The organism is Vibrio sp. 03_296, from assembly GCF_002265885.1.
Genome location: NZ_NPKW01000070.1, coordinates 90,270 through 102,046 on the forward strand (window position 1 = coordinate 90,270; position 11,777 = coordinate 102,046).

The 11,777-nt window shown below is 46.0% G+C and carries 10 protein-coding genes; 6 read left to right on the top strand and 4 right to left on the bottom strand.

Going from position 1 to position 11,777, the window contains the following annotated elements; all coding sequences use genetic code 11:
* Positions 1–62 precede the first annotated feature (62 nt).
* The 6 genes from CIK04_RS09000 (at position 63) to CIK04_RS09025 (ending at position 5,164) form a co-directional block, all read left to right on the top strand.
* The gene (locus CIK04_RS09000; protein ID WP_097352763.1) at positions 63–977 is read left to right on the top strand and encodes a diacylglycerol kinase family protein; all 915 of its coding nucleotides are present in this window, start codon (positions 63–65) and stop codon (positions 975–977) included.
* Between the two features lie 175 nt (positions 978–1,152).
* Positions 1,153–2,358: an aromatic amino acid transport family protein gene (locus CIK04_RS09005; RefSeq protein WP_017421146.1), complete on the top strand. Its 1,206-nt coding sequence runs from the start codon at positions 1,153–1,155 to the stop codon at positions 2,356–2,358.
* Between the two features lie 70 nt (positions 2,359–2,428).
* A complete protein-coding gene (locus CIK04_RS09010; protein WP_197697243.1) occupies positions 2,429–2,809 on the top strand; it encodes a VOC family protein in 381 nt (126 codons plus the stop codon).
* 249 nt (positions 2,810–3,058) lie between these two features.
* Positions 3,059–4,198, top strand: coding sequence for an HD domain-containing phosphohydrolase (locus tag CIK04_RS09015; RefSeq protein WP_097352762.1), 1,140 nt, complete (start codon positions 3,059–3,061; stop codon positions 4,196–4,198).
* A gap of 134 nt (positions 4,199–4,332) precedes the next feature.
* The gene (locus tag CIK04_RS09020; protein ID WP_011080164.1) at positions 4,333–4,806 is read left to right on the top strand and encodes a Dps family protein; all 474 of its coding nucleotides are present in this window, start codon (positions 4,333–4,335) and stop codon (positions 4,804–4,806) included.
* Between the two features lie 139 nt (positions 4,807–4,945).
* Positions 4,946–5,164: a hypothetical protein gene (locus CIK04_RS09025; protein ID WP_011080165.1), complete on the top strand. Its 219-nt coding sequence runs from the start codon at positions 4,946–4,948 to the stop codon at positions 5,162–5,164.
* A 78-nt stretch (positions 5,165–5,242) separates the two neighbouring features.
* On the opposite strand, the gene CIK04_RS09030 is transcribed toward CIK04_RS09025, so the two are convergent.
* From CIK04_RS09030 to CIK04_RS09045, 4 genes are all read right to left on the bottom strand, one after another.
* On the bottom strand, positions 5,243–5,791 hold the full coding sequence (locus CIK04_RS09030) for a hypothetical protein (RefSeq protein ID WP_026050543.1): 549 nt from the start codon (positions 5,789–5,791) through the stop codon (positions 5,243–5,245).
* A 315-nt stretch (positions 5,792–6,106) separates the two neighbouring features.
* Positions 6,107–7,876, bottom strand: a complete 1,770-nt coding sequence (locus CIK04_RS09035) for an ABC transporter transmembrane domain-containing protein (RefSeq protein WP_097352761.1) — start codon at positions 7,874–7,876, stop codon at positions 6,107–6,109.
* A complete protein-coding gene (locus CIK04_RS09040) occupies positions 7,873–9,621 on the bottom strand; it encodes an ABC transporter transmembrane domain-containing protein (protein ID WP_097352760.1) in 1,749 nt (582 codons plus the stop codon). Before CIK04_RS09040 ends, CIK04_RS09035 begins: the two co-directional genes overlap by 4 nt.
* Before the next feature lie 532 nt (positions 9,622–10,153).
* Positions 10,154–11,701 carry a sodium:alanine symporter family protein gene (locus CIK04_RS09045; protein ID WP_039450898.1) on the bottom strand — a complete coding sequence of 516 codons (1,548 nt, stop codon included), beginning with the start codon at positions 11,699–11,701 and terminating at the stop codon, positions 10,154–10,156.
* Positions 11,702–11,777: the final 76 nt, after the last annotated feature.

The following is an 11,777-nucleotide window of genomic DNA, read 5'->3' on the forward strand; positions in this document are numbered from 1 at the left end:
TTGATTTTTCCCCCACGAGTGACAAGTTAAAATAGCGCCATAAATCATTGAAGTTAATCGGTATGACCTGGAATTTTATTCTCAACCCGCAAGCTGGCGGAGGAAAAGCACTTCGCTTTTGGCAACAACTCAAGCCTTTACTTTCTCAACACAATATCAAGCACCATTTCCATCAAACTCAATACCAAGGGCATGCCAAAGTTCTCAGTCGAGCGTTGGCAGAGCAAGGCGAACGTGCGTTTGTGGCAATCGGAGGAGATGGAAGCGTTAACGAACTGCTTCAAGGGATCTTTGAATCTGGTTGCGATTTACAAGAATTTGTTCTTACCGTCGCGCCGCAAGGGACGGGCAATGATTGGGCGCGCTATCACCACATTCCCAAAAGTCCAAACGCGTGGCTTGAGTTTCTTCAAACCGCTAATGTGGTCGAACATGATGTTGGCGTGGTGGAGTATGGTGACGATTTTTTACAGCAGCATGCGTTCATCAATATGGCAGGCAGTGGGCTTGATTGCCACATATTGCAGCAAATGGGATGCGCGGGTGGTAAGTCACTGCGTTACTACTCTACGCTGCTGAGTTCTCTTTACGGTTATCAAGGTCGCACGTTGCACTTCAAATGTTTTGATGATTCCTCTTCGCAAGATGTGGCCAGAACGGTCCTACTCAGCATGTTTTGCATCGGCCGTTATGGCGGTGCCGGGATGGATTTTTCCCCCAAAGCGCACCATCAATCGGGTGTGCTACACGCCGTTTTTGTAGAAGATATGCCGTTTTTGCAGCGTCTTTTCAGTTTGCCGTATTTACTCAATGGAAAAATCGAACAGCACCGCCGAGTGCAAGCGGAAACAATGCGCGCACTGTTAGTGGCAGGAGAAGACAATGCCTTGTTCCAATGCGATGGCGAACTGATTGGAGCGTTGCCAGCTCGACTGACGCTTCGCCCTTGCGCTATACGAGTACTAACAAGGTGTTAGAATGGAGTGTATTCCAAAGTTTACACTTTTGGATAAAATGCATTACATTTTGCTTGATCTAAAAATGAAGATGCTACAAAATCGCCATCAACCTAGTTAATTTGGTGGTGATGATTCTCTTTTCTACCATTTGTCTCTAGGCCTATATTCTGTTCCGTAAATATAAGAATACACTATGAGCCGTTCAAAGATTTTTGGTAGTACTTTGATTATTGCAGGCACCACAATTGGTGCTGGAATGCTTGCATTGCCCCTTGCTTCGGCAGGGATTGGTTTTTCCACTTCCGTCATGATTATGATCGGCTTTTGGGTTTTGATGTCGTATACCGCGCTGTTGATGGTGGAGCTCCATCAAGAGGCAGATAGAAGTGCGACGCTGCACACGCTGGCGAAACAAATTCTAGGCACGAAAGGAAAATGGGTTGCCAGTTTTGCCATGCTGTTTCTGTTTTATGCGCTTTGCGCAGCTTACATTGCTGGTGGTGGTGCACAGTTTGGTGAGCGCCTTGCCGCTTGGTTTTCCATCGAAATGGATGCCTCTGTGGCAACGGTCATCTTTACCGTGATTGTGGCCGCGGTGGTAACCAGTGGTACGGCGACCGTCGATAGAGTAAACCGCGTTTTATTTGGTTTAAAAATGGTTGCCATGGTCGCGGTGCTGTTCTTTCTCGCTCCTAATGTGACGGAGTCTTACTTACTCAGCATGCCGATCCAACAAGGGTTGATTGTCGCGGCTCTGCCAGTCATTTTTACGTCGTTTGGTTTCCACAGCAGCATTCCTGCTATTGTGAATTACCTTGATGGCGATACCAAATCGCTGCGCAAAGCGATTGTCATTGGATCGTCCATTCCTCTGATTATTTATGTGTTCTGGCAACTGGTCACGCTCGGCGTGGTGAATCAAGAGGTACTGCTTAATAACTCAGGGTTGACGGCGTTGATTGCCCAGCTGGCCGCGAAAGTTCAGCAATCTTACTTAAGCCAATTGGTAGGCGTGTTTGCGGACTTGGCTCTGTTAACCTCATTTTTAGGGGTGAGCCTAGGTTTGTTTGAGTTTCTTGGCGATGTCATCAAAAAGAGTGGCCAGAAACAAAATCGCGTCATTCCTGCAGTGGTGACATTTACACCGCCGCTGATGTTTGCGCTTTTCTACCCACAGGGCTTCATTATGGCGCTTGGTTATGCCGCAATTGCATTGGCTGTTTTGGCGATTTTCTTGCCGGTGGTGATGGTAAACAAAGTACGTAAATCACCAGAGAAGCAGGGGAGTTACCAAGTGGCTGGTGGCCAACTAGCGTTAACGCTCACAGGTGTAACCGGGGTTGTGATTGTTGCGGCCCAGATCCTGATAACCGTTGGGGTTCTGCCTGCGTTAGGGTAACAATAGTGATGATGTTGGGCTGGTTAACACAACCAGCCCTTTTCGTATCAACGATTCAGAGGTGCACATGATAGCGATGACTCAGCTCGATCACCTAGTTTTGACCGTTAAAGATATTCCGACCTCTGTGGCGTTTTACACCCATTGCTTGGGGATGGAGAAGCAGGAATTTGCTGGTGGACGTATTGCACTCAACTTTGGGCAACAGAAGATCAACCTTCATCAGTGGCAGCACGAATTTGAACCTAAGGCGGGTCATGTGCAACCTGGCAGTGCCGATCTCTGTTTTATCACCAATACGCCTATCCAAGAGGTCGCTACGTGGTTTATACAATGTGGTATTGAGATTGAAGAGGGGCCGGTTCAAAGAACGGGTGCTACTGGGCCGATTATCTCGGTTTACATTCGCGATCCTGACATGAATTTGATTGAAGTTGCCAACCGCTTTTAGTTTTATAACAGTGATAAGACCAGTCAGAAAAATGTCGTCCGTTTTGATTAATTCATCAAAATAAATGGCTTATTTTTAGTCAAAAAAATGGATATTAATGTAGATCAAACAATCTGCATTTTGCCGCTCTTCTATCAGGCAAGCGCTCTTTTTTGCTCCTACAATTAGGAGTGTTGGGAGACAAAATAGACGGAGCAATAGGCAAGCATGAAGGCTGGCCCTCTTTTGCTACGTGTAAAGGAGCTGGGAATGGAACTGCTAGAAGTCAACAATTGTGCTTATTTTCATCACACGAATTCATTGAATGAGCAATTGGAAAGCATTCGTGATCGCATGCGTATCCATGAGCCTAGTATCGATCGGATTTCGTTTGCACTGTTTGATGAAGATGACAACCAATTGAAAACCTATGCTGACAGCAGTGGCTTGTATCCTCAACTCGCACACTTTAGTGCCTATTTGGATGAGCTTCCAATGTTGCAGCGTTGTGTCGAAGAGCAGAGCCACCGTATTGTTGCGGATTTAAACAGCTTGGCGTCCAGTAAGCATGTGATGTCGCTTCTTCATGCAGGTTATCGTTCATCGGTTGCCATTCCATGTTTTGAAAAAGACAAATTTGTGGGTTTTCTCTTCCTGAACTCTCGAGAAGTGGACGCGTTTGATGAAGGGCTGATTGAGAAACTTCAGCCTTATATTGATATGGTGAAATTCACCATTGTCTCTGAATATCAGATCGTGCACGCCATTGCGGATTGTGCTGAACGAACTCAAGTTCTGTTTCCTGTTTACCATAAAGATTCGTGTGCGCACAAAGAGCGCATGAGCCATTACACCCGAATTATTGCCCACGACATGGCGGAGGAGTGGTCGCTAGACGACGAAACCATAGAGCATCTCTCTCTTTTCGCCCGCTTCCACGATTTGGGTAAAGTGAGACTCGACATCGAACTGGTGTGCAAAACCGATACGCTGGATGCGCAAGAACGCAATACAATGCGTAATCATGTGGAAAATGGCATTGAAATCATGGACCGTATTCTTGAATCTCTGGGCAATCCTAATCACCCAAGTATCACATTGTTGCAGCAAATTATGGCCTATCACCATGAGTTTTTAGATGGCTCAGGTTATCCATTTGGTTTGAAAGGGGAGGAAATACCACCTGCGGCAAGAATTGTCTCGGTGGCGAATGTGTTTGATGCGCTCACCACGCACAGGCCTTATCGCCAAGCTTGGTCGGTGACGCATGCCTTGCTAGAGCTTGAAAAAATGGTGATTGTAGGAAAACTGGATCGCAGATGCGTGAATGCGCTGCGCGAACACCAAGAAGAGCTGCGTGATGTTGTGGCGCGTTTTCCTGAACACGACCCCAAAGATGGTTTCTACTAAAGTCCTTACTTTTAATAGGTAAAGACAATTAAATCTATAGATTCAATCGTTTTTACCTCTAATCTCCGCTCGCATAGACTACACCCATTGAGAGAAGAAAGGCTTCTCTAGCAAAAATAAATAAGGGTGATGCTATGTCTAATACAAATTATATCGGTCTCGATCAGCAGCTAGCTCAAGCGTTGGCAGAACAACTCAATCAACTTCTTGCAAACTATCAAGTGCTTTACATGAACACTCGTGGTTACCACTGGAATATCAAAGGTCAGCAGTTTTTCGAACTGCACGTAAAATTTGAAGAAATTTATACCGATCTGCAGGTGAAGGTGGATGAATTGGCAGAGCGTATTTTAACGCTTGGTTTTACGCCAAAACACAGCTTTAGCACCTACTTACTAAACAGTGAGATTGCTGAACATCAAGATGTGTTCAGTGGCGAGGAGTCTGTTTCTGGTTTGGTGGATGGCTTTAGCAAGTTGTTGGTTAAGCAACGTGCGATTCTTAAGCAGGCAGGTGAAGCAGAAGATGAAGGTACCGCTGCGCTGATGGGAGATTACATCCGCGAGCAAGAAAAACTGTTGTGGATGCTTAACGCTTACCTCCAATAAAGCGCCCTTGGCAAACAGTCAATGACAAGTCGCGCTACGCGACTTGTCATTGACTGTATAAATAAACAGTATTTTGTTGACCAATGGAGTAAATTGACTATACTGAGTATACATACAGTTTCTTTGCGGAGGTGCAGTTATGTTTTGGGATACTCTAGAACGTGTTAACCGACTCAGGCAGGAAGCCATGGCGAATCCTGAGTTTATTCAGTCAGCCAAAGAACACGAAAAAGCGCTTAGTGAGCAGGAAGTTGTCTATTGTCCACGAACAAAGCGCAGAGTGAAAAAGCCAAAATCTTTGGCCGACATTTATCAGCAATCTGAATTTGGGACAAGACCCGATGTCCACCAACATTAAAAATCAATAAAGCCGCTATCGAAAGATAGCGGCTTCTTTGTATGGGGTCTATTGCGGCACGAATCACATCGTATCAAGTTAAAAATCGGCTTTTTTAACAAAGTAAGGATTTTTGTATTTCTTATCTGGACCAAATTCCTTGAACACCAATCGATTCCACAATTGCTTGTCGAAATTTTCTTTGGGAATCGCAGGATAAAGCGTTTCTAACTCTTCCCAAGCGTAGTTCATAAACTCTTTTTTCTTAATTTGGTTGTATTGGCGCGCAATTTTGTTGTGTTTAGTGATCCACTCTTTCTTAAATAAAGCGAGCGCTTTCTCGGCTTCGTCCTGTGGCATACGAGAGAGGAAGACACGCTTATAGGAAACTTTTCGGTCCACCATGGTACGCATTGCGGTTTGAATATATTTCCCATGATGTGTGATGGAGCTTTCGCTCTCATCGACCAATGGAATACACCAACCTTTAGGAAAAAAGTCGTGCTTTTGGTACTGTTTATTACGTACCGTGAGGGCTTGATGCAGAACAAGATCAGACGTGCCGCGAAAGGTTTGTTGCCATTTGGCAATACGAATCTGCAGTGATCCTGGTAAACGATATATATTCGTAAATTTGTCTTCGTTCATGGACATATTACACAGTAGTTAAAGGTGATAGATATGACGAATAACAACCAGTCTTTCTGTTGGAATAGTTATTTAAAGATGAAAGACACTGACAGTCTCACTCAAGTATAGGTATTTAACGGCTTCACAAGCAGTCAAAATCGTGAGACGACAAAATTGTACAATAAATATCTCATGAAATGCGAGTGGTTTATCGCTTCTACCCTAGGGGTAAATTGTAAATTTATTAAGAAATCACGTGGAATTAACGTAAGGATAAGCCGTGCCTTAGATTCTGGCACGGCTTGTGTGTGCATCAAGTGCGAAAAAGCGGGGTTAGCTGGCTTGTTCCAGTTCCTCCTGCTGTTCAATTTCCTTGATATGCTGGCCTGCTTGTTGCAACTGGTACATCTGTGCGTATCGCCCTTGCTGTGCAAGCAGCTGTTTGTGGCTGCCCATTTCAACCAAATCTCCGTGGTGTAAAACCACAATTTTGTCGGCCTCCATGATGGTGGAAAGGCGGTGTGCAATCACCACTAGCGTCATATCATGGCGTAGTGCATTCAAACTGCGCTGTATCAGCGCCTCAGTGCCTGAATCGATGTTTGCCGTTGCTTCGTCGAGGATTAAAATTTTCGGCTTAGCGATAAGCACTCGGGCCATGGCCAACAACTGTTTTTGTCCAGCAGAGAGGTTGGTTTCTCCTTGGCCCAGTTGGGTGTCCAGCAATTGAGGGTAGCGTTTGATCTGCTCAGCCAAACCAACTTGTTCTAAAGATTGCCAAATGATGTCGTCTGAGACTTCTCGTCCCAAGGCAATATTTTCTCTGACCGAGGTTGGCAGAATATGTGGATCTTGTTGAACCATCGCCACGTCTTTTCGCAGCACCGATTTTGCCAATGACGCAATAGGGCGCCCATCCAGTTTCAGTTTGCCTTGGCTTACTGGGTAGAAGCCCATCAATAGCGAAGCGAGCGTACTTTTTCCGCTACCCGTGTGACCGACCAAAGCGACGAATTGCTGGTGTTCCACGTTAATGTCGATCTGTTTCAATACCTGCTGCTTACCATCGTAGCTAAAGCTCAGTTGCTCTATGGCGATGGAACCACTTTTAAGTGGCTGCTGATCATTACCATAGCTTTGTTCCGGTGCATCCATCATTTCAAAAATGCGTTCGCTGGCCACTAAAGCTTGTTGCAGTAGCGCTAGTTGTTGCGTCATTTCTATTAAGGGTTCAGTAATACGGCCAAGGTAGCTGATAAACGCGTACAGTACGCCAACACCAATGAGCTCGGTACCACTGAAACCGAAAATGGCAACGAGGGTGAGCAAAGCGATGCCCGCCAATAAATCCATCAAGGGTCGAAGTAAAATGCCATTTAGCTTGATGACTTTACGACCCGCATTGAAATGTTGCTCGGTCAGTTGATTAAACTGTTGGTTAAAGCGTTTTTCTTGGCGCATCAGTTGGATCACGCTCATCCCTTGGATCGATTCGCTCATGTTGCCATTGATGTCGGTAAGCAAGTCACGCATCACTCGGTATGCATGGGTGCTGAGCTTTTGAAATAGCACCATAAAACCAACCACAACGGGCAGCAAAACCAAGACCACCAACGTTAGCTGCCAGCTCAAAATCAGCATAACGCCCAGCATCACTAAGATCATCACGAGGTTCTTCACCACGGAGGCGATCAACAGCTCGTAGAACTGCTGCAGAGATTCCGTGTCGTTGGTGAGTCTTGAGACCAACTTGCCAGTAGGGGTGTAATCAAAAGCCGACAAAGGTTGCTTGATCACACGATGAAAGGCTTGCTTGCGAATGGTTTTAATGATGCCTGTCGCGACAATGTTAAATTGCAAACCTTGAAGATATTGAAACAAAGCTGAGCAAAGCAGCAGGCCAATATAGCCACTAGCCAGCAAGACAAGTGTCTGTTGAGTGTAATTGTCTTTGGTAATGTGCTCATCAATAAAGTGTTGGATAAGCCAAGGGCCCCCCGCATTGCTGATGGCCGCAATCAACAAAAAGACTAAACCCGTCATCATGGGTTTGGGTTGCGCCAATGGATAAGCAAATAAGCGTTTCAACGCGGTCTTTTTCATGAGTTTGCCTCCTCCATTGCTTGTTCGAGTTGTTGATATTGATACATTTCTGCATACCAACCTTGTGCGCAAATCAAACTGGCATGATCACCTCGCTCGGCAATGTGTCCGTGATTTAACACCACAATTTCATTGGCTTGTTCTAACGCTGTCAGTCGGTGGGCAATCACAATCAATGATTGGTGACGATAGAACTGTTCAAGGTTACGTAAAATTTCGTGCTCGGTTCGTCCATCTACTGCTGAAAGTGCATCGTCGAGAATAAGAATTTCAGCGTTGAGCAGCATAGCTCGGGCTATAGCAATTCGCTGTTTTTGCCCGCCGGACAACGTAATCCCTTTCTCTCCAACTTCAGTGTCGTAGCCGTCTGGGAACTTCAAAATGTCATCGTGAATACAGGCGAATTTGGCCGCTTGATGCACTTCTTGTTGGCTTGCGTCTGGCTTTCCTAACGCGATGTTGTCATAGATAGAGCACGAAAACAGAAAGGGTGTTTGACTCACAACGGCAAATTTCTCGCGCCACTGCTCAAGGTTTGCTTGTTTGAGCGAGATATCACCGTAGCGAATATCGCCCTGTTTCAGCTCTTGTTGACGAAGCAGCAAGGCAATCAAGGTTGATTTACCGCTGCCAACGGGCCCCGCGATACCAAGCATTGCGCCAGGCTGCAAGGTAATGTGGCACTGAGAAAGCGCGGCGGGCAAGTCTGCATTCCAGTGATAGTTGTCAATCTCGATCGCAAGTGACTGAGCATTTTTTGTTAATGGCAAATCCCCACTTTTAATTTCTGGCTCTTGTTGGAAAATTTCCTCGAGGCGATTCCACGCAGCGGAGCCACGTTCAAGAATGTTGAATAGGAAAGCAAACGCCAGCATTGGCCAAATCATCAAGCCTAAATACATAGTAAAGGCAGTGAGATCGCCTAACGTGATCGCTTTCTGGTGAACGAGATAGGCTCCAACGCTGATGCTTAAGAAAAAAGAAAGGCCGATAGAGAGTTGAATGGCTGGGTCAAAACGCGCATCAACACGTGCAACCGCAATGTTCTTGTTGCCTGTGTCATCAACCATCTGCTCGAATCGTTTTTGCTCTTGCTCTTCTAAACCAAAGGCTCTGAGCATTCTCACACCATTGAGAGACTCTTGAGTCAGATCGGAAAGCTCAGAGAATGCCTCTTGAGCGATGCGAAAACGCTGATGCAAAATGCGCACAATGTAAAAGATGGTGATCGCCAAAAACGGCATTGGTAGCAACGCCATCACCGTCAACTTCCAACTGATTTGCGTCACCATGATGATCAACACCGCAATTCCAGTGATCAGCGAATCCGCTGCAGTTAACACGCCTTCACCCGCGGTCACGACGACATTTTTTACGTCGTTGGTGCCACGAGCCATGAGATCGCCAGTTTTGTAGCGTTCAAAGAATCGGGGGGGCTGTTTCGATAAATGATGGTAGAGACGATTTCGCAAAATGCTGCCAAGCTCAATGCTGGCGCCAAATAGCCACACTCGCCACAACACTCGGCAGCCATAGATGGCGAACATAATCAGAGTTAAACCAGCAAACCACTGCAGTATTTCAGTGGTGGACATGGTATTAGCGACGATACCGTCAACGATGTGACCCACTGCTTTGGGCGTTACCAGTTGCATCGCAGAGATGAGCATAAAAAGCAGAATAGAACCACAGTAGTGCTTCCACCTGAGTTTGAAAAACCACCTTAAATTCCAGAATATTTTCACTTAAGCCTCCTGCACTGATTGTGACGTCTCTTGAACTAACGACGGAGAAACATGTTGCGAAGAGCGCGCTTCACGTTATGCCGAGGCGTGAGCCTCATGTTACCGCAAACGTTGTAAAGAGAGTTTGTTGCTCGTTGGATGAGAGTGATACTACTTTCTCATCGCGGAGTTTTGTTATGTTGAATAGTAAAGACCCGATGAGATGCGATTTGAGATCGTGTGTGGTATTGACACCGAGGTGACAAATACGAGTTACCGGACGACATAAGCACGCAAGTGAGCGCTCAACGTCTGGTATGAGAGAGAAAAAGCCTATCGGGAATGTTCAATTATTCGTCGTCTGAATAGAATTACAAGATGATTTTTTGAACTCTTGAAAAAACGGCACAAAGTAGTGCCGCGAGCGTTATCTTGTGATGAAGTTCATCATTATTAACCATCGAAGGAGAGGATGTTGGTGGATCGTCATATTTTGATTCATGGATAAAAACAGCAACCGAAGTTGCTGTTTTTTAAAGAGAGTATCCAACAGTTACGCTTGTGTCGGTTCTTCGATATTTTGCTGCTGTACTTTGTAGACTTTGCCTGCTTGTAGGCGCGCTAGATAATCTTTCATATCGCGTTTAACTTCAGGTACAAGAATGTACAGGCCAACAATGTTCACCAATGCCATGGCAAAGATCATCGCGTCAGAGAAATCAATCACTGGGCCTAGGTTCATCGCAGAGCCAATCACCACAAACATGCAGAATTTAATTTTGAAAATCAGCTCTGCAGTCTTGCTTTCACCGAATAGGTAAGTCCATGCTTTCAAGCCGTAGTATGACCATGAAATCATCGTTGAAAACGCGAACAACACTACTGCGATCGCCAGGATGTATGGGAACCAACTAATGGCGCTACCAAAAGCGGCAGACGTCAGTTCAACACCCGCGAGACCAGAGCCGTTATCCAAGTAACCAGTAATGATGATCACCAAGGCGGTCATAGTACAAATCACGACGGTATCGATGAAAGGTTCAAGGAGCGAAACAAAACCTTCAGACATCGGCTCTTTGGTTTTTACCGCTGCGTGTGCGATGGCCGCTGAACCCACACCTGCTTCATTCGAGAATGCCGCACGTTTAAAGCCTTGAATCAATACACCAATCACACCGCCAGTGATGCCTTCGCCAGTAAAGGCGCCATTGAAAATCGCCGCGAATGCGTCGTCGATGCGATCGAAGTTCATGCCGATGATGATCAGAGCAGTACCGACATAGATACCCGCCATAAATGGCACCACTTTCTCGGTCACTTTTGCGATCGATTTGATACCACCGATGATCACGACGCCGACGATGGCGGCGAGGATCAAACCAAATAGCCAGCCTTTGTCAGCAAGGAATGAAGATGCTCCGCCCGTCACTTCAACCACTTGCTTAAACGCTTGGTTGGCTTGGAACATGTTACCGCCACCCAAAGCACCCCCAATGGCAAAAACGGAGAAGAGCACTGCAAGAGTTCGACCAAACGCCGCGTTACCGCGATCGGCGAGACCTTTGCTGAGGTAGTACATAGGACCACCCGACACTGAACCGTCTGGGTTGGTATTGCGGTATTTCACGCCCAGTGCACATTCAACAAACTTACTGGACATGCCCAGTAGGCCTGCCAGTATCATCCAGAATGTGGCACCAGCACCCCCGATAGAGACCGCGACGGCAACACCGGCAATGTTACCAAGGCCAACCGTACCGGAAAGGGCAGTGGTCAAGGCTTGAAAGTGAGAAACTTCACCTTGGTCTTTGGCTTTAGGATCAGAGTATTTGCCTGAAACCAGATCAATCGCGTGTTTAAAACCGCGTACGTTAATGAAGCCGAGATAAAAAGTGAAAAACGTCGCAGCAACGACGAGCCACAATACAATCCAAGGAACCTGTACGTCAGAAAAAGGGAATGGAATGGTCGAGAAGATCATTCCAACAAAGGGGTTGACGATAGGTGCCACGACCTCGTTGATTTTTTCATCCAAGCCGGCTGCTGAAGCGTTGAACGCCACAGTACTGCCTAACATGGCCAGCATTACATTTTTTACCATTGTGTATCCTGTCTGTTCTTTAATAGAAACGAATAATTATTATCTGATGTTGTGTTGTTACTTTTTTGTAACATTG